Annotated in this window: 14 protein-coding genes; 13 read left to right on the forward strand and 1 reads right to left on the reverse strand. The window is 75.8% G+C overall.

Annotated features, from left to right (window positions below; all coding sequences use genetic code 11):
- From ACSMX9_RS07775 to ACSMX9_RS07820, 10 genes are all read left to right on the forward strand, one after another.
- Nucleotides 1-924: a carbohydrate ABC transporter permease gene (locus ACSMX9_RS07775; RefSeq protein ID WP_445401058.1), complete on the forward strand. Its 924-nt coding sequence runs from the start codon at nucleotides 1-3 to the stop codon at nucleotides 922-924.
- 8 nt (nucleotides 925-932) lie between these two features.
- The gene (locus ACSMX9_RS07780) at nucleotides 933-2,198 is read left to right on the forward strand and encodes a 6-phospho-beta-glucosidase (protein ID WP_351243151.1); all 1,266 of its coding nucleotides are present in this window, start codon (nucleotides 933-935) and stop codon (nucleotides 2,196-2,198) included.
- On the forward strand, nucleotides 2,189-3,208 hold the full coding sequence (locus tag ACSMX9_RS07785) for an N-acetylglucosamine kinase (RefSeq protein WP_445401060.1): 1,020 nt from the start codon (nucleotides 2,189-2,191) through the stop codon (nucleotides 3,206-3,208). Before ACSMX9_RS07780 ends, ACSMX9_RS07785 begins: the two co-directional genes overlap by 10 nt.
- 289 nt (nucleotides 3,209-3,497) lie before the next feature.
- Nucleotides 3,498-5,063 (forward strand): hypothetical protein, encoded by a 1,566-nt coding sequence (locus ACSMX9_RS07790; RefSeq protein ID WP_445401062.1) that lies wholly within the window; start codon nucleotides 3,498-3,500, stop codon nucleotides 5,061-5,063.
- Between the two features lie 14 nt (nucleotides 5,064-5,077).
- Entirely contained in the window at nucleotides 5,078-6,043 is a 966-nt protein-coding gene (locus ACSMX9_RS07795) for a glutamate ABC transporter substrate-binding protein (RefSeq protein WP_445401064.1), read from the forward strand.
- 110 nt (nucleotides 6,044-6,153) lie between these two features.
- Nucleotides 6,154-7,479 (forward strand): hypothetical protein, encoded by a 1,326-nt coding sequence (locus ACSMX9_RS07800; protein WP_445401066.1) that lies wholly within the window; start codon nucleotides 6,154-6,156, stop codon nucleotides 7,477-7,479.
- Nucleotides 7,476-10,022, forward strand: coding sequence for a tetratricopeptide repeat protein (locus ACSMX9_RS07805; protein WP_445401068.1), 2,547 nt, complete (start codon nucleotides 7,476-7,478; stop codon nucleotides 10,020-10,022). The genes ACSMX9_RS07800 and ACSMX9_RS07805 overlap by 4 nt, the downstream gene beginning before the upstream one ends.
- Nucleotides 10,023-10,187: 165 nt before the next feature.
- Entirely contained in the window at nucleotides 10,188-11,564 is a 1,377-nt protein-coding gene (locus ACSMX9_RS07810) for a PP2C family protein-serine/threonine phosphatase (RefSeq protein WP_445402927.1), read from the forward strand.
- Between the two features lie 161 nt (nucleotides 11,565-11,725).
- The gene (locus ACSMX9_RS07815) at nucleotides 11,726-13,060 is read left to right on the forward strand and encodes a VWA domain-containing protein (RefSeq protein WP_445401070.1); all 1,335 of its coding nucleotides are present in this window, start codon (nucleotides 11,726-11,728) and stop codon (nucleotides 13,058-13,060) included.
- A 120-nt stretch (nucleotides 13,061-13,180) separates the two neighbouring features.
- Nucleotides 13,181-14,380 (forward strand): FHA domain-containing protein, encoded by a 1,200-nt coding sequence (locus tag ACSMX9_RS07820; protein ID WP_445401072.1) that lies wholly within the window; start codon nucleotides 13,181-13,183, stop codon nucleotides 14,378-14,380.
- 71 nt (nucleotides 14,381-14,451) lie between these two features.
- On the opposite strand, the gene ACSMX9_RS07825 is transcribed toward ACSMX9_RS07820, so the two are convergent.
- Nucleotides 14,452-15,453 (reverse strand): methyltransferase domain-containing protein, encoded by a 1,002-nt coding sequence (locus ACSMX9_RS07825; RefSeq protein WP_445401074.1) that lies wholly within the window; start codon nucleotides 15,451-15,453, stop codon nucleotides 14,452-14,454.
- A 147-nt stretch (nucleotides 15,454-15,600) separates the two neighbouring features.
- Between ACSMX9_RS07825 and ACSMX9_RS07830 the strand changes: the two genes are divergently transcribed.
- From ACSMX9_RS07830 to ACSMX9_RS07840, 3 genes are all read left to right on the forward strand, one after another.
- A complete protein-coding gene (locus ACSMX9_RS07830; protein ID WP_351243171.1) occupies nucleotides 15,601-16,014 on the forward strand; it encodes a globin in 414 nt (137 codons plus the stop codon).
- A 257-nt stretch (nucleotides 16,015-16,271) separates the two neighbouring features.
- Nucleotides 16,272-19,652 (forward strand): FtsX-like permease family protein, encoded by a 3,381-nt coding sequence (locus ACSMX9_RS07835; protein WP_445401076.1) that lies wholly within the window; start codon nucleotides 16,272-16,274, stop codon nucleotides 19,650-19,652.
- 200 nt (nucleotides 19,653-19,852) lie between these two features.
- The gene (locus tag ACSMX9_RS07840; RefSeq protein ID WP_445401078.1) at nucleotides 19,853-22,753 is read left to right on the forward strand and encodes an FtsX-like permease family protein; all 2,901 of its coding nucleotides are present in this window, start codon (nucleotides 19,853-19,855) and stop codon (nucleotides 22,751-22,753) included.
- Nucleotides 22,754-22,773: the final 20 nt, after the last annotated feature.

Below are 22,773 nucleotides of genomic sequence, written 5' to 3' on the forward strand. Positions count from 1 at the left end.
ATGGCCCAGACGACCACCACCGAGGACGCCCGCCCGAACCCGGCCGCCCCCCGCCCCGCGGCCGACGGACCGCTCACCCCGGCCGCCCGCACCGCCCGGCGCCGGGCCGTGCTGCACTGGATCGCGGTCCACTCGCTCGGCGTGGCGGCGGCGCTGTTCTTCCTGCTGCCGTTCGTCTTCGTCGTGCTGACCTCGCTGATGAACGACCAACAGGCCCTCACCCGCGACCTGTGGCCGCGGGAGTGGGCCTTCGACAACTACCTGACCGTGTGGGACACGCCCGGCTTCCTCACCTGGTGGCGCAACACCCTGCTGTACGCCGGGCTGGGGACGGTGCTGTCGGTGGTGTCCTCGATCCCGGTGGCCTACGCGCTCGCCAAGTTCCGCTTCCGGGGGCGCCGGCTCTCCCTCATGCTCGTCATCTCGATGATGATGCTGCCGCCGCAGGTCGTGATCATCCCCATGTACCTGTTCTGGGCGAAGCAGATGGACATGTCGGGCACGCTCTGGCCGCTGATCATCCCGATGGCCTTCGGCGACGCCTTCTCGATCTTCCTGCTGCGGCAGTTCCTGCTGACCATCCCGGACGAGTACCTCGACGCGGCCCGGATCGACGGCTGCGGGGAGGTCCGCACCCTGGTCCGGGTCGTCCTGCCGATGGCGAAGCCCGGCATCGCCGCGGTGGCCCTGTTCCAGTTCTTCTACGCCTGGAACGACTACTTCGGCCCCCAGATCTACGCCTCCGACAATCCGGCGGCCTGGACGCTCAGTTACGGACTGGAATCGTTCAAGGGCGCGCACCACACCAACTGGAACCTGACCATGGCGGCCACCGTGCTGGTCATGGCGCCGGTCATCCTCGTCTTCTTCTTCGCCCAGAAGGCGTTCGTCGAGGGTGTCACGCTCACTGGAGTGAAGGGCTAGTACTACTGATGAAACTGACCGTGGTCGGCGGAGGCTCGACCTACACCCCCGAACTCATCGACGGATTCGCCCGTCTGCGGGACACCCTGCCGATCAGCGAACTCGTCCTCGTGGACCCGGCGGCCGACCGGCTGGAACTGGTCGGCGGACTCGCCCGGCGGATCTTCGCCAAGCAGGGCCACCCCGGCACCATCACCACCACCGGGGACCTGGACGCCGGCGTCGCGGACGCCGACGCGGTGCTGCTGCAACTGCGCGTGGGCGGTCAGGCCGCCCGCAACCAGGACGAGACCTGGCCGCTGACCTGCGGCTGCGTCGGCCAGGAGACCACCGGCGCGGGCGGCCTAGCCAAGGCGCTGCGCACCGTGCCGGTGGTCCTCGACATCGCCGAACGGGTCCGGCGCACCAACCCGAACGCGTGGATCATCGACTTCACCAACCCGGTCGGCATCGTCACCCGGGCCCTGTTGGACGCCGGGCACAAGGCGGTCGGGCTGTGCAACGTCGCCATCGGCTTCCAGCGCCGCTTCGCCGAGCACCTGGGCGTCGAGCCGGGCCGGATCCACCTCGACCACGTCGGGCTCAACCACCTCACCTGGGAGACCGGGGTGCGGATCGGCGGGCCGGAGGGCGAGGACGTGCTGCCGAAGCTGCTCGCCGAGCACGGCGAGGCCATCGCCGGCACGCTGAGCCTGCCGCGCGCCCTGCTGGACCGCCTCGGCACGGTCCCCTCGTACTACCTGCGCTACTTCTACGCCCACGACGAGGTGGTCCGCGAACTGCGGACCAAGCCCTCGCGGGCCGCCGAGGTCGCCGCGATGGAGCGCGAGCTCCTGGAGATGTACGGGGACCCGGCGCTCGACGAGAAGCCCGCGCTGCTCGCCAAGCGCGGCGGCGCCTTCTACTCCGAGGCCGCGGTCGACCTCGCCGCGGCCCTGCTGGGCGGCGGCGGCAGCCCGTACCAGGTGGTCAACACCCTCAACCGGGGGACCCTGCCGTTCCTGCCGGACGACGCGGTGATCGAGGTGCAGGCCGCGGTGGACGCCGAGGGGCCCCGCCCGCTCGCGGTCCCGAAGCTCGACCCGCTGTACGCCGGGCTGATCGCCAATGTCACCGCCTACGAGCAGTTGGCGCTGGACGCCGCCCTGCGCGGCGGGCGGGAGCGGGTGTTCACCGCCCTGCTGGCCCACCCCCTGGTCGGACAGGTCGAGTACGCCGAGAAGCTCACCGACGAACTGGTCGCGCACAACCGGGAGCACCTCGCGTGGGCCTGAACGACCTCGCCCCCGACGGCGCGCACCGCAGCCCGGGCCCCGTCACGGGCCCGGTGCTCGCCATCGACGCGGGCAACAGCAAGACCGACGCCGCCGTGGTCCTGGCGGACGGCCGGGTGGTGGGAACCGGCCGCAGCGGAGGGTTCCAACCACCCCGGGTGGGCGTCGAGACGGCCGTGGACACCCTGGCCGAGGCGGTGTCCGCCGCCTTCGCCGAGGCGGGGCTCACCGAGGTCGGGCACGTGTCAGCGTGCCTGGCCAACGCCGATCTGCCGGCCGAGGAGCGCCAGCTCGCCGAGGCCCTGCGACGCCGCGGCTGGAGCGGCACCGGCAGCGTCGACGTGCGCAACGACACCTTCGCCCTGCTGCGGACCGGGGTCGCCGAACCGCGCGGGGTGGCCGTGGTCTGCGGCGCGGGCATCAACTGCGTGGGCATGCGCCCGGACGGCCGCACCGCCCGGTTCCCCGCCATCGGGAAGATCTCCGGGGACTGGGGCGGCGGCCTCGGGCTCGCCGAGGAGGCCCTGTGGCACGCGGCCCGGGCCGAGGACGGCCGCGGCGGGGCCACCGCCCTGGCGCGTGCGCTGCCCGCCCACTTCGGGCTGGACTCGATGTACGGGCTGATCGAGGCGCTGCACTTCGGGCACGTGCCGTTCGGCCGCGTCCACGAGTTGACGCCGGTGCTGTTCGACTGCGCGCAGGACGGCGACGCGGTGGCCCGCTCCCTGGTGGACCGGCTCGCCGACGAGGTGGTCGGCATGGCGGTGGTGGCGCTGTCCCGGCTGGAACTGCTGGAGGAGGCGGCTCCCGTGGTGCTCGGCGGCGGCGTACTGGCCGCCCGCCACCCGCGGTTGGACGCGGGGGTGCGCGCCAGGCTCGCCGCCCGGGCCCCGAAGGCGGTGCCCCAGGTGGTGGCGGAGCGCCCGGTGTTGGGCTCCGCGCTGCTGGGGCTGGACCGTCTCGGGGCGGGCCCGCGGGCCCAGGCGAGGCTGCGGGAGCAGCTCTCCTAGCGCAGCTCCGGAGCCCCCGGTGCCGACCGCCCTCCGGGCCCGGTCGGGACGGGGGCTCCGTCGTGCGCGGAGCCGCGAGGGGCCGGTGGGGCGGTACGGCCACCACCGCATCACTCGATCGTGTGTACGGTCCGTGCGAGCGGGAACCGAACACCCTCGGGGGGCGTATTCACCGTAGGGGCAGACGATCCGGACAAGGGCGGTGCGCGAGGGGGCACCGGCGGCAATACTGACCGCACGGAACGGGCAGCACAGGGGGGACGAGAGGGATGAGCACGGGGGAAGCCGCATGACGCAGCCGCCGAGCCGGGGCGTTCCGGGGCCGTCCGGCAGTGCCAAGCCCACCGGCGCGTCCACCGTCCCACCGGCACCCCCCGACGGCGGGCTCCCCGTGGTCCCCGCCGCTCCCCCGGTTCCGTTCGCGCCCGCGCTTCCGGTGCAGGGCGCCGGGACTCCCCCCGGCTCCGGGCCGCCCGGACCCCGCGGCAGCGCCTGGGCGGAGGGGTGGGGCCGGCTGCGTGCCGCCGCGGGCACCGAGCGCGGTCGGCTGCGGATCATCGGGGCCGTCCTCGCCCTGCTGGTCGTCGGATTCGGCGCCGCGACCAGTTGGCAGATGACCGACCGCGCCGCCGCCGCCGAGGACGTGCTGCACCGCAGCCAACCCCTGGCCGCGGACGCGGCGGCCATCTACCGCTCCCTCGCCGACGCCAACACCACCGCCTCCAGCGGGTTCCTGGCCCGCGGTCAGGAACCCGTCGAGGTCACCGAGCGCTACCGGCAGCACGTCGACACCGCCGCCGAGAAGCTGGCCAAGGCCGCCGCCGGCGCGGAACCGGGCTCCGCGTCCGCCACTGCGATCACCGAGTTGAACAAGCTCCTGCCGCGGTACACCGGCCTGGTGGAACGGGCCCGCGCCAACAACCGCCACGGCATGCCGCTGGGCGGCGCGTACCTGCGCTACGCCAACGACACCATGCAGACCGAGATGCTCCCGGCCGCGGAGAAGCTGTACCAGCACGAGAACGCCCGGTTGCGCGCCGACTACGACGGCGCCACGCCCTACCCCTGGGTGGCCCTCGGCCTGGGCATGCTCGCGCTCACCGCGCTGGCCTGGGCGCAGCGCCGCAACTACCGGCGCACCAACCGGGTGTTCAACCACGGCCTGCTGGCCGCCACCGCCGCCTCGACGGTGGTGGTGCTCTGGCTGGCCGTCGGGCACACGGTCGCCCGGTCCGGGCTGAACACCTCGTACGAGGACGGGGTGCGCTCGTTGAACGTCCTCAACGACGCCCGTCTCGCCTCCCTGAAGGCGCGCGGCAACGAGAACCTGACGCTGGTCAGTCGGGGCGCCGAGACGATCACCGTGGAGAAGCGCCAGGTCGACAAGTTCGACGCGGCGTTCAAGGAGCAGATGGCGCTGCTCTCCGGGACGAAGAACCGCACCGGTCTGCTCGCCACGGCCGCGCGGTTCGCCGACGACGACAGCGGCCGGGCACCGGTCACCAGGGCGGCGGACGCCCTGAAGACGTGGCAGGAGCGGCACGCGGTGGCCCGGGAGCGGGACGACGCGGGCGACTACCAGGGCGCGTTGGACAGGATCATCGGCAAGCCGGGGGAGCCGTCCGAGGGCGAGTGCCTCGACACGGCGGCGGACAAGCCCACGGGCGAGTGCTTCGACGTCGTCGACGCCGCTCTGGAGGAGGCGCTCGACCACGAACAGGGCGAGTTCAGGAAGGCGGTCGGGAACGCCCCGGGCAGTATGACCGTCCTGGCTCTCGGGGCCGCTGGTCTCGCGGCCCTCGCAGCGGCCTCCGCCCTCTTCGGGATCGGCCGCAGGCTTTCGGAGTACCGGTGAGAGGGGACGCGACCATGCGACGCGTGAGTCTGCGGGGTTGGGGCGGTGTCGCCGCGATGGCGGTGGCCTGCGTCCTCACCGCCCTGTTCGTCCTGCTCCCGGTGACGCACACCAGCGGGGACGTCAACCCCGCCCTGCGCGGCCCCGGGACGGCGGAGGGCCTCCACACGAGGGCGAGCGACTGTGTGCCGGAGGCGTCCAGCCTGCGGCCCTCGTCCTCGACCACCGGTCCCGCGCTCTCCGCGATCCGCGAGCGGGGGCGGCTCGTGATCGGGGTGGACCAGAACAGCTTCCGCTGGGGCTACCGCAACCCGAACAAGGAGAACGGCGGTCTGGAGGGCTTCGACATCGACCTGGCGAAGGCGCTGGCCCGGGAGATCCTGCCGGGCGGCACGGTCCAGTTCAAGACGATCCCCACCAACCGGCGCATCCCCGCCCTCAAGAACGGCGAGGTCGACATGGTCGTGCAGACCATGACGATCAACTGCGAACGGCTGGAGGACGTCGACTTCTCCAGCCCGTACTTCAAGACCGGACAGCAGGTGCTGGCCGCCCGCAACTCCTCGATCACCGGCTACGACCCCTCGCTGAAGGGCAAGCGGGTCTGCTCGGCGCACGGCTCCACCGCCAAGGACGCGCTCACGACCAAGAGCCACGGCGCGGACCTCTCGGTCACGGTCCCCAACCAGTTGGACTGCCTGGTGCGGCTCCAACTCGGCGAGGTGGACGCGGTGGTCACGGACGGCGTGCTGGCGGCGGTGCAGGCGGCCCAGGACCCGATGGTGGAGCTCAAGGGCGAGCCGTTCACCACCGAGTACTACGGCATCGCGATGAAGAAGGGCTCCGACGACCTGGTGCGCCGGGTCAACCAGGTGCTGGTGGAGTTCCGCCAGGGGCAGTGGCAGAAGTCGTACAAGGAGTGGCTGGCCGAGGACCTGGGCCCGGGGACGGGTCCCCCGTCCCCCGACTACCGGGACTAGGCCGCCCGGACGACGAGCCACACGAGCAGGACCAACGGAACGAACAGGGCGGCGCGGAGGCGGGCACGACCAGGCCCGCCGGGGCAGCACCGAGAACAGCGAGGTGATCGATGGGCGGCGCGGGACCCGCCGAGCAGGTGTGGGACCGGGACGAGGTGGACCGTGCGCTGGCACGGCTCGGGGTGGAGCACGAGGCGATCGAGAGCTCGCTCCTCGCGCTCCAGGACCACGCGGGCCGCAGGCTGCTCGAAGGCGCCGAGCTGACCGGCACCACCCGTGACCGTTGGGCCGAGACCGACGCCGCCATCACCCTGCTGTGGTCCTACTTCGACCGGTACACCGAGGCGCTGCGGACGGCACGGGAGCTGCGGGCCCGCAGGCGCTGGTCCAGCCAGGAGGACCTGGTACGGCTCACGGAGCTGTTGCGGGGCCCCTGCGTGGCGGTGCCGGAACCGCGGGGCGACGGCGCGCGGACGGTGCCCTCGCTCACCGGTCCCGCCCGGCTGAGCCGCAGCTTCACCCTGGAGGAGCTGGTCTGCGCCATGAACGACCTGTACGCGGGCGCACTCGACCTGGTGGTCGCCGCGGACACGGTGTGGTCGACGCTGCCGGCCCGGATCGACCTGCTCTCCGCCGAGTTGCAACGCACCCGCGGGCTGGCCCACTCCGTGGGCGTGCGGCCCGGCGAACACCCCGCGGGCGACGACCTGGAGCGCATCACCCGCACCCTGGCCGAACTGCGTCGGCAGGCGGTGTCGGACCCCCTGGTGTTCTGGCGCCCCGCCGGCGGGAGCGCGGCACCGGGCGGCGGGCGTCCGGACACCGAGCGCTACGACCGGGAGGCCCGGGCCCTGGAGGAGGTGCGCCGCGAGATCGACGCGGTGCTGACGGTGCGCCAGGACGCGGAGTCCCGGTTGCGGAACCTGCGGGACGTGCTCTCCCGGGCGGACCGCACCCTCGCGGAGGCCCGCACCGCGCGCGGCGAGGTGCTGGCGAAGATCGCGGCGACCGAGGTCCCGGCCGTCTCCGGCCTGCCCACCGCGCTCCAGGAGCAGTGGGCGGCGGCCTCCGAGTACCGCAGGCACGGTCAGTGGCACCGGTTGTCGCCGCTGTTGGAGGCGTTGGAGGAGCGTGCGGAGGAGGAGTTGTTGCGGGCCCGGGAGTCACTGACGGCGGTGACGGCGCCGCTCGCGGTCCGCGCGGAACTGCGGGGGCGGCTGGACGCGTACAAGGCGAAGGTGGCCCGGCACGGTCTGGCCGAGGACCCGCTGCTGATCGAGCGGTACGACCTCGCCCGCCGCATGCTGTGGAGCGCGCCCTGCGACCTCCGGGTGGCGGAGGGCGCGGTGCTGCGCTACCAGCAGGCCGCGGCCGAGGCACTGGCCCCGCCGGCGGCCGGGCCGGACGGGTCCGCGGACGGGAGGGGGAACGGGTGAACGGGACGGAGTGCCAGCGGCCGGACTGCGCGGGCCGCTACGAGGACGTGGGCGAGGGGCAGGTCTACTGCGACACCTGCGGGCTGGCCCCGGTGGTGGCCCTCCGGGTTCCGGAGCCGCGGCCCTCGGGCGGCTCCGCGCCCACGGGCGCGCCGGCGTCCGGCGGCTCCGCGCGGTCCTCCCGTTCCTCCGGCTCGGCGGCCTCGCACCGCTCGGTGTCCGGACGGCTGTCGAGGGCCCGCTCGGTGTCGGGGCGGGTGACCGAGCGTTCGGTGTCGGTGCGGGCGAACCCCTCGGGAGGCGTCGGCGGGCCGTCCACCCGGGGCCGACTGGGTGCCGGGCTGGTCGAGGTGCCCAAGATCCCCCGGCCCAACCCGGCGGAGATGGTGCTGGAGGACCCGGAGGTCCCCGAGCGCAAGCGGTTCTGCTCGCGGTCCGACTGCGGTTCCCCGGTGGGGCGTTCCCGCGGCGAGCAGATCGGGCGCAAGGAGGGCTTCTGCACCGCCTGCGGACACCCCTACTCGTTCGTCCCGAAGCTGGACCGGGGCGACGTCGTGCACGGACAGTACGAGGTGATGGGGTGCCTGGCGCACGGCGGACTGGGCTGGATCTACCTGGCGATCGACCATGCGGTCGCCGACCGCTGGGTGGTGCTGAAGGGCCTGCTGGACGCCGGTGACCAGGACGCCATGGAGGCGGCGATCGCGGAGCGCCGCTTCCTCGCCGAGATCGAGCACGCCAACATCGTGCGGATCTACAACTTCGTGGAGCACCTCGACCAGCGCACGGGCTCCCTCGACGGCTACATCGTGATGGAGTACGTCGGCGGCAAGTCGCTGAAGGAGATCGCCAACGAGCGGCGCACCCCCGACGGCAGGCGGGACCCGCTGCCGGTGGAGCAGGCGTGCGCCTACGGCATCGAGGCCCTGGAGGCCCTGGGCCACCTGCACGGCCGCAAGCTGGTGTACTGCGACTTCAAGGTCGACAACGCGATCCAGACCCAGGACGAGTTGAAGCTGATCGACATGGGCGCGGTGCGCCGGATCGACGACGAGGACGCGGCGATCTTCGGCACCGTGGGCTACCAGGCCCCGGAGGTCGCCGAGGTGGGGCCGTCCGTCGCCTCGGACCTGTACACGGTGGCCCGGACCCTCGCGGTGCTCACCTTCGACTTCCAGGGCTACACCACGGTGTTCGTGGACTCGCTGCCCGACCCCGAGCACATCGAGGTGTTCCGCACCTACGAGTCGTTCTACCGGCTGTTGATACGGGCCACCGACCCCGACCCGGCACGCCGGTTCGCCTCGGCCCAGGAGATGGCGGAGCAGTTGACGGGGGTGCTGCGGGAGGTCGTGGCCCTCCAGAGCGGGCGTCCCCGGCCGGCCCTGTCGACGCTGTTCGGGGCCGAACTCAAGGTCACGGACACCGAGCTGTTCGACCGCTCCGACGCCGGCGGGTCGAGGCTCGGGGCCCGTCCGGTCTCCCGCGGGCGGACCGGACGGCGCGCCACGGGCGGTGCGACGGGCCTGACCGGCGGTCCCGCCGCCGCCCTCGCCGCGGGGCCGCCGGCCCCGGCGGCCCCGCACGGCCCGGTGCACGCACTGGACGTCACGGCGGCGGCGCTGGCGCTGCCGGTGCCGCACGTCGACCCGGGGGACCCCAACGCCGGGCTGTTGGCGGGCCTGGTGGTGTCCTCGGTGCCCGCCGAACTGCTCGCCGCCCTGCATGCGGCGCCCGTCGACTCGTTGGAGTTGCGGCTGCGGGAGCTGCGGGCCCTGCTGGCGGCGGGCGATCCCCGGGCCGCAGGGCGGACGCTCGCGGCCCTGCTGGAGGGGGACGGCGAGGACTGGCGGGTCATCTGGCACCAGGGCGTGGCCGCGCTCTCGACCGGCGATCACGAGACGGCGGCCCTGTCGTTCGACGCGGTGTACGACGCGTTTCCGGGCGAGCCGGCGCCGAAGCTGGCGCTCGGGGTGTGCGCGGAGGTGTTGGGCCAGCTCGACAACGCCGCCGAGTACTACCGCCTGGTGTGGACGACGGACCCGAGCTACGTGTCGGCGGCGTTCGGGCTGGCGCGGGTGCGGCTCGCCGCCGGCGACCGGTCGGGCGCGGTGCGGGCCCTGGAGTCGGTGCCGGAGTCGTCGATCCACTACACGGCGGCGCGGGTGGCGGCGGTCCGCGCCCGGCTGCGCGGACGGATCGTCTCCGGCGGGGACCCGGAGTTGCTGGAGGACCTGACCGCCGCCGCCGGTCAGGTGGAGGCGCTGGACGCGTTCGGCCTCGACGCGGTCCGCAGGGAACGGCTGTCGACCGAGGTGCTGGGTACGGCGCTGGACTGGGTACTCTCCGGTAGCCGGGGCCCGGCCGCAACGGGCGGCCCCGGTGGCCGATCGGTGCTGCTCGGCAGCGAAGTGGACGAACGCGGGCTGCGGCTCGGCCTGGAGCGTTCGTACCGCACGCTGGCGCGGCTCGCACGCGGCGGCGCGGAGAGGATCGAACTGGTGGAACGCGCAAACCGTTTCCGCCCCCGGACATGGGTGTGAGTGATGTCGTCGCAGCAACCCCGCTCGGCCGCCGGACCACGGTGCCCCAGGTGTACGGAGCCTCTGGAGCCGGGCGACCGGTTCTGCGGCGTCTGCGGTCATGACGTGTCGTCAGTGACCGCCGGCGCGGGACCGGGCGCCGAGCAGGACCGTCCGACCCTCGTGATGGACGTCCCGTCGCCGCTCTCCTCGCCTCCGGGCCGGGCGGGCGCGGTGCCGGGCCCGGTGCGCTGGCCCGAGCCCTCGGGGGTGAACGGGGGCGTCTCGGCGCCGGTCCACCTGCCGAGCGACATCTCCGGGCGCACCTCGGGCGGCGGGCAGCTCCCCCCGCACCCGGGCGGGCACCCGGTGACGCGGGCACCGGAGTACCGGACCGACCACGCCTACGAGCACCCGGGCCTCTCCCCCGCGGCGGAAGCCGACCGGGCTGCCGGGCGCGGCGCCCTCGACGCCGAGGGCTACCCGCTGCCCTCCCCGGCCGGGGCGTCCTCCGCCTCGTCGGCGCCGTCCGAGCAGTCGGCGCCCTCCGGGGCGGGCGGTCCGGCGGGGTCGTCGGGCGACACCGCGGCCACGGCGCCGGCTTCGGCCGACCCGCGGGCCGCCGCCCCGCCGACGGGCGCGCCCGTGCGGCGGTGCGTGTTCTGCGCGGTGGGCCCGGTCTCCCGGGACGCGTACTGCGAGACCTGCGGGAAGGCCCAGCCCCGGGAACGGGACCACATGGAGACGGCCTTGGACGCGGTGGCCGCGGTGAGCGACCGCGGGCTGCGCCACCACCGCAACGAGGACGCGTACGCGGTGGCCGCGGCGGCACTGCCGGACGGCTCGCCGGCGGTGGTCGCGATCGTCTGCGACGGGGTGTCCTCGGCGAGCCGCCCCGACGAGGCGTCCCTCGCCGCGTCCCGGGCCGCCAGCGAGTGCGCGCTCGACCTGTTGCCGCGCGGCGTCCACCCCCAACAGGCCATGCACCGGGCGATCGTGGCCGCCTCCGAGGCGGTCAACGCGCTCGCCGAGGAGGACCCGACCGCCGGGGACGGTGGCTCCGCCCATCAGAACGCGCCGGCGTGCACCGTGGTCGGGGCGATCGTGGTGGGCGAGTTGCTGGTGATCGGATGGGTCGGCGACAGCCGGGCCTACTGGGTGCCGGCGGACCGGGCGGCGCCTTCGGCCCGGCTCACCGAGGACGACTCGTGGGCCGCGCAGATGGTGGCGGCGGGGCTGATGAGCGAGGCGGAGGCGTACGCCGACGAACGCGCCCACGCCATCACCGGCTGGTTGGGCGCCGACGCCTACGAACTGGAGCCGCACACGGTGTCGTTCAAGCCGGACCGGGCCGGTGTGGTGGTGGTCTGCACGGACGGGCTGTGGAACTACGCCGAGTCGGCGCAGGACATGGCCGCGGTCCTGGCCACGGACGCCGGGCGGCAGCCGTTGGCAGCCGCCCGGGCGCTGGTCTCCCACGCCCTGGAGGGCGGGGGCCACGACAACGTAACAGTGGCGCTGGTGCCGTTCCCCGCTCCCGGGCAGGGGGCAGGATCGGCCTGACGCACGCACCGTCCGACCGCCGGTCGGACGGGCCCGACCGCGGGCCGGCGGAACGCGCCGGCCCGTCGCCCGGGCCGGTCTCCGCGGGGGCGTCGACCCGGACGTCCCCGGTGGACACGCAACACGCCCACGTGCCGTGGGAAGCAAGGGGGAGTGCATCCATGGCCAACTTTTCGAAGCCGCCCGTCCCGCGGTTCTCGGTGGACGTCTACCAGAACGAGTTCCTGCCGGAGGGCGGGCGCGAGGTCAACGCGGTCGTCACGGTGACCCGCACCGGCGGCACCGCCGGCCCCGGTTCCGCCGCCCCGCACGACCCGGGGCGCGGACCCGGCGCCGCTGTGGTGATCATGGTCGACTGCTCGGGCTCGATGGACTACCCGGCGACCAAGCTGCGGGGCGCCCGCGAGGCGACGGCGGCGGCGATCGCGGCGCTGCGGGACGGGGTCCGGTTCGCGGTCGTCGCCGGAACCCACCTCGCCCGGGAGGTCTACCCCCGGGGCGGGGGCCTGGCTGTGGCGGACGAGAGGACCCGGGCGGACGCCACGGAGGCGTTGCGGAGCCTGACCGCGGGCGGCGGCACCGCCATCGGCACCTGGCTGCGCCTCGCCGATGCGCTGCTCGCCACGGCCGACGTCCCGATCCGGCACGGCATCCTGCTGACCGACGGACGCAACGAACACGAGGCGCCCGAGGCGCTGCGCGAGGCGCTCGACGCGTGCGCGGGGCGCTTCACCTGTGACGCCCGGGGGGTGGGCACCGACTGGGAAGTGAAAGAAGTCACAGGCATCGCCTCCGCACTGCTCGGCTCGGCGGACATCGTCGCCGACCCGGCGGGGCTCTCCGCCGACTTCACCCGGATGATGGGGGCGGCGATGGGCAAGGGCGTCGCGGACGTCGCCCTGCGGCTGTGGACGCCGGTGGGCGCCGAGGTGGCGTTCGTCAAGCAGGTCGCCCCGAACGTCGAGGAACTGACGGCCCGGCGCACCGAGGCCGGAACCCGGCTCGGGGACTATCAGACCGGTTCCTGGGGCGACGAGTCCCGCGACTTCCACGTGTGCGTCCGGGTGCCGTCGGCCGGGGTCGGTCAGGAGATGCTGGCGGCCCGGGTCTCCTTGGTGGTCCCGCTGCCGGACGGCGCCGTCGAGACCCTCGCGCAGGGCCTGGTCCGCGCGGTGTGGACGGACGACATGGCCGCCTCCACCTCCATCAATCCGCAGGTCGCGCACTACACCGGGCAGGCCGAACTGGCGGACGTCATCCAGCAGGGGCTGGACGCCCGCAAGGCCGGCGACCTGGGCGGGGCCACGGCCAAGTTGGGGCGCGCGGTGCAACTCGCCAGCGCATCCGGAAACGAGGACACCTCCAAGTTGCTGGCGAAGGTGGTGGACGTGGTCGATGCCGCTGCGGGTACTGTGCGACTGAAGGCGAAGGTTGCGGAGGCGGACGAGATGACTCTCGAAACCCGGTCCACCAAGACCGTCCGCGTCAAGAAGTAAGCCAGCAGACAGCGAAGACAGCAGGGAGCAACGGCCTGACCGCCGTGCCCCGCCCCGGCCCCGGCCGGGCGGACCGAGCTCCGGCCCGGGTGCCGGAAGAGGAGAGGGGGAGGCGCCGACATGCCGACCTGCCCGAACGGACACCACTCGGGTTCCGACGACTGGTGCGAGGTGTGCGGTCATCGCATCGACGGTGCCGTGCCGCCGCCCCCGCCCGGTTACGGCTTCCCGCCGCCCGCACCGGGCGGCGCACCCGGCGGTGGGCACGCTCCCGCTCAGCCCGAGTACTGCCCGCAGTGCCGGACCCCCCGCGAGGGCGGGGCGCCGTTCTGCGAGGAGTGCCGGTGGAACTTCATCACCAACAAGGCGACCTCCTACACCCCGGTGGCCCCGCGTCCGGCGGCCGGTCAGAGCGGCCCGCCGCCCGGCCGCTTCCCCGGCCCGGGCGGTCCGGGCCCCGGCGGCCCCGGTGGCCCGCCGAGCGCACCGCACCATCCCGGCGGCCCGCCCGGACCTCCCGGCATGGGCTCGGGGCAGGACGCGTTCGGGCACCAGGGCGCCCGGTCCGCCCCGGTGAACCGCCCCGCCGAGCCGTTCCCGCCCTTCGGCGAGAACCCGGCCGGTCCGCCGCCTTCGCCTCCAGGGCCCGGCGCTCCGGGTGCCCCCGCCGCCTTCCGGCAGGGCGGCCCCCCGGCCCCGCCGCCGTACCCGGGGTTCCCGGAGGCCGGACAGCCCGGCACGCCGCCCCCGCCGCCCGGTCAGGGCTTCGGCGGTGACGACGACTGGGTCATCTCCCCGCCCTCGGCAGCGACCGGCTCCGGGCCGGCCCCGAACGGGCCCGCGGGCCCCGGGGCGGGTCCGGGCGGCGGCCACCCGCCGCACGCCCAGGCCGGACCGGTCGGCTTCGCGCCCTCGGACACCTGGTCGGTCACCATCGGCCCGGACCGCGAGTACTTCATGTCCATGATGCAGCGCTCCGGACCGGAGGCCGCCGGGTTGAACCTGCCGGCGTTCGCACCGCAGAAGCAGCACCAGCTCATCGGCAACCAGATCACCATCGGCCGCCGCCGGCACGCCACCGGCGAGGTGCCGGACATCGACCTGGCGGTGCCCCCGGAGGACCCGGGCGTCTCGCACCAGCACGCGGTGCTGGTGCAGCAGACGGGCGGGAATTGGGCGATCGTCGACCAGGGGTCCACCAACGGCACCACGGTCAACGGTTCCGACGAGCCGATCCAGTCGTACATCCCGGTGCCGCTCCAGGACGGGGACCGGGTCCACGTGGGCGCCTGGACGACCATCACCATCCACCGGGGCTGAACGCCCGTCGTCGTGGTCCGGCCGTCCACCGACGGTCGGACCACCACGGCGGTCCGCCGCTGCCGGGCCCGTCACGCCTCCGGCAGCGGCCAGGCGTAGGGCCCCTCCGGGTCGTCCAACCAGCTCCAGACGTACGGCCCCCGCACGGTGACGCCGTACCGTTCGCGGGCCGGTCGCCCCTCGCGCAGCCACAGGCCGAGCGCGTCGCGCGGGTCCAGGACGCCGGCCGTCAGCGCCAGCAGGAACTGGAACAGTTCGCTGTGCAGCGCCCGGCGGGGCAGGCTCCCCGGCGGGACGGCCTCGGTCCGCCGGGCGGCGCCCCGCAGCGGAACGAAGTACGCCGAGGTGTGCAGGAAGCGGCCCTCGGCCTGCTCGGGGCCGTCGACCACGAGCCGGATCAGTCCCGTGGCCAGCGGGGCGAGGACCAGGGCGCCCGGGGTGCACTGGGCGAGCCAGGCCCGCGGCACCGACGGCAGGGTGCAGGTCGCCACGATCCGGTCGAAGGGCGCCCGCTCGGGACAGCCCAGCGCACCGTCCCCGGTGACCACCGTCGGCGCGTACCCGGCACTGCGCAGATGGGCCCGCGCGGACTCGGTGATCTCCGGGTCCAGGTCGACGGTCGTCACCCGCTCCTCGCCGACCCGGTGCGCGAGCAGGGCGGCGTTGTAGCCGGTGCCCGCCCCGATCTCCAGCACCCGGTCCTCCTCGCCGACCCGCAGTTCGGCGAGCATCCGGGCCATCAGCGAGGGCTGGCTGGAGGAGGAGAGCAGCTCCCCGTCCCGCAGCCGGGTGGCCAGCGGGGCGTCCACGTAGGCCCCGCGCATCCAGCGGACCCGGCGTGCCGGGTCCGGGTCACCGCCCCGCAGCAGGTCGTGGCCGTTGCCCCCGCCGATCCAGTACGAGGGGACGAAGAGGTGCCGGGGCACCTCGGCGAAGGCGGTGCGCCAGCTCGGATCGGCGTCCCAGCCCCCGCTGGCCTCGATCGTCCGCAGCATGCCCGCCCGGGCCTCGGCCGCGACGTCGGCCAGGTCCGCGTACGGGTCCGGGGGACGACCGGGGTGGTGCGCGCCCATGCCTCCACTGTGCTGCGTCGGCGCGCCGGGGGCGAACGAGGCGCCACCGCCGTCCGCGGACGGCGGCCCGCTTGCGCCGAGCCCGGGCCCGTGCCCGCACTCCGCCGGGACCTAGGACCCGGGTCCTGGGCCGAGCCGTCTGAGACCATGGAGGGCGTGAATGAGATTCGGCGCGGCACCCTTCAGGAGCAGACCTTCTACGAGCAGGTCGGCGGCGAGGAGACCTTCCGCCGGCTGGTCCACCGGTTCTACCAGGGCGTCGCCGAGGACCCCCTGCTCCGCCCCATGTACCCGGAGGAGGACCTGGGCCCCGCCGAGGAGCGGTTCGCCCTGTTCCTGATGCAGTACTGGGGCGGCCCCCGCACCTACAGCGAACAGCGGGGCCACCCCCGGCTCCGGATGCGGCACGCCCCGTTCGTCGTGGACCGGGCCGCACACGACGCCTGGCTGCGGCACATGCGGGACGCGGTGGACGAGCTGGGGCTCGCGCCCGAGCACGAGGAGGAGCTGTGGCGGTACATGACGTACGCCGCCGCCTCGATGATCAACACGCCGGGCTGAGCGGGGTCCCGGCCCACGCCCCCTGACGGCCGTCCCCCCGCGTTCCGTCCCGCCCGGTCCGCTGAGCGGGCCGGGCGTCCCGTATTGCGTTCCCCGCCCCCGCGGCCCCTTCCGCTCCCCCGCACACTCTGAAAACATCCAGGAGCCCCCCGTACGCCCGGCCCGCGCACGCGCCGGCGCACGGGGAGCGCCCGCGGGGGCGGGAGCACGTGGGAACGACGCAGGGCGAGCAGCGGAACGCGGGGGCGGAACAAGCAGTGACAGGGTTCGTACTGGCGCGCGTCCGGGCGCACCGGCTGTTGCTGGGCGCCGCACTGATCGCCGTGGTCCTGACGACCACGGTCCTGGCGACCCTCGCCGCCTTCTCCGGCGGCGTCGGGGACGCCGCACTGCGCCACTCGCTGCGGACCCGGGACACCGCCGCCACCGCGCTGATCGCCAGGGCGCCCCTGATGCCCGCCGAGCGGCAGGCCACCGAGACCGCGGGCCAAGCCGTCTGGGACGCGGCCCGCGCCGCCTTCGACGGGTTGCCGTTCACCACCCGGACCATGGCACGTTCCGGCCCCTACGCGCTCCCCCGCTCCCTCCAGCCGCCCGCCGCCCGCGAGGGCAACCCGTACCTCACGCACTTCGGCGCCCTCGACGCCAGTCAGGTCCGGATCATCGGGGGCCGCCATCCCGACGCCTCCCGCCGGGGCGAGGTCGAGGTGGCGCTGCCGGAGACGGCCGCGGCGGAGCTGGGGCTGCGCCCCGGGGGGCCGGACTCCGCCCTGACCCTGACCGACCGGCTGGACGGCCCCCCGGTCCGGGTCCGGGTCGTGGGCGTCTACCGCCCGGTCACCGCCGAATCCCCCTACTGGCAGCTGGACGCCCTGCGCGGCCGAGGCGCCCAGAAGGTGTCGTTCGCCACCTACGGCCCGCTGCTGACCGACCCGGCGGTGCTCGCCGACGCGGGGCGGGTCAGCTCCGGGGAGACCGCCTGGCTCGCGGTCGCCGACTTCTCCCGGATGACCACCGACCGGATCGACGCGCTGCGCGACGCGGCCCGGGAGGGCACCGACGGCCTGCGGGGCTCCCCCGCGCTCCGCGGCAGCAAGGAGGTCACCACCGGTCTGCCCGGGGTCCTGGACCGGGCCGAACGCGCCACCCTGGTGTCCCGTTCCACCTTGCTCCTGGTGGCCCTGCAACTCGGGCTGCTCGCCGGCTACACCCTGCTGCTGGTGGCCCGGCTGCTGAGCACCGAACGGGCCGGGGAGACCGGGCTGCTGCGGGCCCGCGGCGCCTCCCGCGGTCGGGTGGGCGCGCTCGCCGCGGTGGAGGCGCTGATGTTGGCGCTGCCCGCCGCCCTCCTCGCCCCGCTGCTGGCGGGACCGCTGACCGAACGGCTCGCCGGGCAGGGTGCGCTGGCCCGGATCGGGCTCCGGGTGGACGGCGTGGCCTCCGGCGGGGTGTGGCTGGTCTCCGGGGCCGTCGCGCTGGGCTGCGCGCTCGTCGTGACCCTGCCCGCGCTCACCCGCGAAGGAGCCGAGCGGGGCCGGGCCCGGACGCTGCCCGGGCCGCTGCGGGCCGGTGCGGACCTGGCGCTGGTGGCGGTCGCGGGCGTGGCCTACTGGCAGCTCGACCGGCGGACCGGGCAGCCCGGGGTGGGCATCGATCCGCTGCTGGTGGTGGCGCCGGCGCTCGCCCTGCTCGCCGGCACGGTCCTGGTCCTGCGGCTGCTGCCGCCCGCCGCCCGGCTCGCCGAGCGCCGGGCGGCCAGGGGCCGCGGGCTGATCGCCGCGCTCGCCGGCTGGCAGCTCAGCCGCCGGCCGCTGCGCGGGGCCGGGCCGGTGCTGCTGCTGGTCCTCGCGGTGGCCATGGGCATCCTGGCGATCGGCCAGGGCTCGTCCTGGGACCGCTCCCAGGAGGACCAGGCCGACTTCCGGGCGGGCGCCCAGGTGCGGGTGGAGACCGCCGGCGCGGCGGAGCTGGGGGAGGCCGGCCGGTACACACGGCTGCCCGGAGTCCGGGAGGCGGTGCCCGCGCTGCGGGCCACGACCCCGTTGTCGGGCGGTCGCGAGGCGACGATCCTCGCCCTGGACACCGCCCGCGGCGCCCGGCACCTGCTGACCCGCGAGGACCTCGGCGACCCCGCCGACGGACGCCCCGCGCCGCCGAGCGCCCCCGGGCCCACCGGCACCCCGCTCCCGCCCGGCACCACCCGCCTCGAACTCGACCTCCGGCTGGGTGCCGACCCGACCGACGGGGCGGACCGGGGGGACGACGCGGCTCCGGAGGGCACCGAGCGGCCGGAACCGCCGCAGGTCTCCGCCCTGCTGGAGGACGTCCACGGGCTCTCGTACCGGCTGTCCGCCGGGACCCTGCCGGCCGACGGACGCACCCGCACGCTCCCCGTCGACCTGCTGGGGACGGGCGGCGCCGGCGGGCCCGCCGGGCCGTTGACCCTCATCGGCCTGGAGTTGGACGCGCCCCAACCGGTGGGGCGCGCCCGGCACCACGTGCTCGGGTGGGAGGCCCTGCGCGCCTCGGCCTCGGTCGGGGAGCCGGCCCGCGCGGTGCGGCTCGGCACCCGCTGGCAGGGGCAGTCCTCGGCCACCGGGGCGGAGGACGCCGCGACCGGGGCGGCCCGCCCCACCCCGCCGAGGATCACCGTCCGGGAGGGCGCCGGAACCTCGCTGACCGCCAGCTACGGCACCGGGTACACCGACGAGGAGCTGTGGCTGCCCGGCGGGGGGAACACCGTGACCGTGCGGTTGATGGCCGAGCGGCCGGTGCCGGAGGAGGTCTCGGCCGTCGCCACCGACCAGTACCTGAAGGTCCTGGGGGCCCGCACCGGCGACCGGGTGGAGGTGGCGATCGGCGGCACCAACGTGCCGGTGCGGATCGACCGCAGCGTGCGTGCGCTGCCCACCACCGGACCGGAGGAGCGGGGCCCCGCGAGCGCCCCGGGCCCGGGGGGCGGGCCCGTCGCGTCCGCCTCCGCGAGCGACCGGGACGGCGGGGCGCTGCTGCTGGACCTCACGGCGGTCAACCGCATCCTGGCCCAACGGGACGGCACGGGGGTGTCGCCCACCGAGTGGTGGCTGCACACCGAGCCGGGCCGGGCGGCGGACGCCGCCGCGGCGCTGCGCGCCCGGTCCGACACCGACCCGGCCACCGTGCAGGTGCGGGACGAGATCGCCCAGGGCCTGCGGGACGACCCGCTGGGCGCCGGGCCCGGCGCGGCGCTGACCGCGGTGGCCATCGCGGCGGCGGCGCTCGCGGCCGTGGGCTTCGGGGTCAGCACCGCCGGCGCGCTGCGCGAACGCGCCGCCGAGTTCGCCGTGTTGCGCGCCCTCGGCGCTCCCCGGCGCCAGCTGGCCCGACTGGTCGCGGTGGAACAGAGCGTACTGGTGGGGCTGGCGCTCCTGGTGGGGGCGGCGCTGGGCACCGTGCTGACCCGGGCGGTGGTCCCGTTGATCCTGTTGACGCCGGACGCCACCCGCCCCGTGCCACCGGTCCTCGTCGAACTGCCCGCCGGCCGGGTGGCGCTGCTGCTCGCACTGGTCGCCGCGGGTCCGCTGCTCATCACCGCGGCCCTCACCCTCCGCCAGCCCGCCCACCTGGCGACCGCCCTCACGGCGGCGGTGGAGCGATGACCGCGCACGGCCGCCTCCCGGAGGGCATCGGACCCGGCGACCCCGACGACTCCGCACACCACCGGCCCCCGCTCCGCGACCCCCGGCCGGCGCCGGCCCCCCACCCCGTGGAACACCCCACTCACCGGGACCCCGGCAACGCCCCGGAGCCCACGACGAGCGACCTGCCGGCGGAGCGGCGGGCGGCGAACAGGCGGACTGTGAACGAGCGAACGGTGCACGACCCGGCAGCCGACCCCACCGGACCGGGCGCCCCCACGGCAGCGGACGGTCCGCCGGCCGGGGCGGCCGGCCGGCGCCCGCTCCCCGCCCCGTGGGTCCGCACCCGACTACGCACCGCCCGGGGCGCCGCCCTGGCACTGGCCCTCCTCGCCGCGGTCGCCGCGGCGCTCGCCGCCGGGTTCCCGCTCGCCCTGGACTCCCTCCGCGACGACGGGCTGCGGCACGCCCTGGCCGACGCCTCCCCCGCGCAGGCCGCGCTCCGGTTCACCGCACCGCAGCACAGCCTCAGCGCCTCCGCCGCCGAGCGGGAGGCGGCGCTGCGCGGGGCCGCCCTGCGCCGGGGGTACGACGCGGTGGTCGACGCGCTGCCCGCCCCGCTCACCGCGGACCGCGCCCGCTCCTCGTACGGGGTGCGCACCGCCGACCCGCCGGAGGTGTCCGAGCGGTGGCTGCCCCGTCCGCGAGGGCTGTCCCCGCGGTTCGTGCTGGCCGCCCAGCACGGCCTGGACGCGCACGCCCGGGTCCGCACCGGGCGTCTGCCCCGGGTCCAGGACGCCGTCACCCTGGGCACCCCCGCGGTGGAAGCGGCCGTCACCGCGGAGACCGCGGCCCGGCTGAACATCGCGACGGGCTCCGTGCTCCGCGTCCCGGGCGTGGCCCGCTCCCCGCTGACCGTGCGGATCACCGGCATCGTCACGCCCAGGGACCCGCGGGGTCCCTACTGGTCCACGCAGCAGGTGCTGCGCACCCCCTCCCTGGTCCGCGTCCCCTCCCGGGAACCCGATCCGCCGGTGTACTGGCTCGGCGCGCTGTTGCTGCACCCCGATGCCGCCCCGGCCCTCCTGGGCACCGCGGGCACCCCCGAGCGGTACTGGCAGATCGCGCCCGGCAGCGACGGAATGACCGGCGCGGACCTCGGGAGCGCCCAGTCCGCCCTGGCCTCCGCCGTCAACGGGACGGCCCTGTTGGAGGTGCGCCGCGCGGTCGACGCCAACACCGTGGCCGACACGGAGCTGGACGACGTCCTCACCCGGTACGGCGCACTCCGTGACGGTGTCATGCCCCTGGTGACCGTGGCGGTGGCGGGCACGGCCGCCGTGGCGCTGGTGGTGCTCCTGCTGGCCGGCGGCCTCGCCGCGGGGCGTCGTCGCGCCGAACTGACCGTGCTGCGGGCTCGCGGCGCCTCCCTCCCGGGACTGGCCGGCAGGCTGCTCGCGGAGACCGCGGTGGTCGCGGTGCCCGCCGGCGCGACCGGCCTGACGGTCGCGCTGCTCGCCCTGCCCGGGGGGCGGTGGTGGCCGGCGGCGCTGGCCGCCGCGGCCGTGACCCTGGTGGCCTGTCTGGCGCTGCCGCTGCGCGCCCTGGTCGACCACCGGTCGGTGCGCATCGGCACGGACCGCGACGACCTGACCGCCGCGCGCCCCTCGCGGCGGCGCACCGTCGCCGAACTCACCCTGCTCGCCCTCGCGGTGGGCGCCGTCGCCACGCTGCGCGGACGGGGCGCCGAGGACGGCGGCGCACTGGTGGCGCTGGCCCCGGTGCTGATCGGGGTGATCGCCGCGCTGTTGCTGGTCCGGCTGTATCCGCTGCCGCTGCGGCTGCTCACGGCCCCCGCCCGCCGGTTGCGCGGTCTGCTGGGGCACCTGGCGCTGGCGCGTGCGGCCCGCGGGGCGTCCTCGACGGCCCTGCCGTTGCTGGCGCTGCTGACCGCGCTGACCACGGCCGCCTTCGGCGGCAGCGTCCTGGCCGGGGTGGCCGACACCCGGGACCGGGCGGCCCTGCTGGCGACCGGTGCCGACGCCCGCGTCGACAGCCGGTACCCCTTCCCGCGCCACCTGCCGCAGCGGGTCCGTCAGGCCCCGGGGGTGGAGACGATGACGGCCGTCGCCGTCGACTACGACGCCCAGGTGACCGGCGCCGATCCCGCGGACGGGGCCGGGCAGGACGATCCGCTGCGGTCCCTGGAGGCGGCGGAGGCCGCGGGCGGCGGGGACACCGACACCCGGATGCCGCTGGCCGTGGTCAACGCGCGTCCATACGCCGATCTCTCCCGCCGGGTGGGCGTGGGAGCGTTCCCGGCCCGGGCCCTCGTCCGGAGCCCGGCCGCGCACGACGACGGCCGGGCCGTCCCCGTGCTCGCCTCGCCCGCCACCGCCGCCCGCCTCGGCCGCGGCCCGGTCACCGTGCGCGTCGACGACCGGCGTCTGACGGTGCGGATCGCCGTGGTCCGCCCGGTGACCCCGGCGATGTCCACCGAACACTTCCTGGTCGTGGACGCCGACGCGCTGGGGCGTCCGCTGCGGCCGAACGCCCTGTTCCTCACCGGCCGGAACCTCGACCCCGCCGCGCTCCGCACCGCGGGCGGACCGGACGCCGTGGTCCACCTGCGGGAGGCGGAGCGCGCCCGGTACACCGACTCGCCCCTCCAACTCGGTGCCGAACGCGTCTACACGGCCGCCGTGGCCGCGGGCGCCGGCTTCGCCGCGCTCGCCCTGCTGCTCTCCCTGGCCCGCACCGCCCCGGAGCGGACCGCGCTGCTGGCCCGGCTGCGCACCATGGGCCTGCCCCGGCGGGGCGGACGCCGCCTCCTGGTGTTGGAGTCGCTACCGCCCGCGCTGCTGGCCGCCGCCGGCGGGATCGCCGCCGGCTGGGCGGCCGTCCGGCTGCTGGCACCGGGCACCGATCTGACGGCCGTGGCGCTCGCCGCGCACGGCGGCCGACTGCCCGCCGGCATCCCCGGGCTGCGCCCGGACCCGTTGTCGCTGGTGGTGCCCGCGCTCGCCGTCGTCGCCCTGACCGTGGGCACCGCCGCCGTGCAGGCGTGGTGGACCGGGCGCCGCGAGGCGGTCCGGGAACTGCGGTTGGGAGACGACCGATGACCCCGCCCGGCTCCGGCCGG

This window comes from Streptomyces sp. LE64, assembly GCF_052606915.1.

Excerpts from the sequence above, each read along its gene's own strand:
- ACSMX9_RS07775 (WP_445401058.1), top strand. The coding sequence starts at position 1 with ATGGCCCAGACGACCACCACCGAGGACGCCCGCCCGAACCCGGCCGCC.
- ACSMX9_RS07780 (WP_351243151.1), top strand. The coding sequence starts at position 933 with ATGAAACTGACCGTGGTCGGCGGAGGCTCGACCTACACCCCCGAACTC.
- ACSMX9_RS07790 (WP_445401062.1), top strand. The coding sequence starts at position 3,498 with ATGACGCAGCCGCCGAGCCGGGGCGTTCCGGGGCCGTCCGGCAGTGCC.
- ACSMX9_RS07795 (WP_445401064.1), top strand. The coding sequence starts at position 5,078 with ATGCGACGCGTGAGTCTGCGGGGTTGGGGCGGTGTCGCCGCGATGGCG.
- ACSMX9_RS07800 (WP_445401066.1), top strand. The coding sequence starts at position 6,154 with ATGGGCGGCGCGGGACCCGCCGAGCAGGTGTGGGACCGGGACGAGGTG.
- ACSMX9_RS07810 (WP_445402927.1), top strand. The coding sequence starts at position 10,188 with ATGGACGTCCCGTCGCCGCTCTCCTCGCCTCCGGGCCGGGCGGGCGCG.
- ACSMX9_RS07815 (WP_445401070.1), top strand. The coding sequence starts at position 11,726 with ATGGCCAACTTTTCGAAGCCGCCCGTCCCGCGGTTCTCGGTGGACGTC.
- ACSMX9_RS07820 (WP_445401072.1), top strand. The coding sequence starts at position 13,181 with ATGCCGACCTGCCCGAACGGACACCACTCGGGTTCCGACGACTGGTGC.
- ACSMX9_RS07825 (WP_445401074.1), bottom strand. The coding sequence starts at position 15,453 with ATGGGCGCGCACCACCCCGGTCGTCCCCCGGACCCGTACGCGGACCTG.
- ACSMX9_RS07830 (WP_351243171.1), top strand. The coding sequence starts at position 15,601 with ATGGAGGGCGTGAATGAGATTCGGCGCGGCACCCTTCAGGAGCAGACC.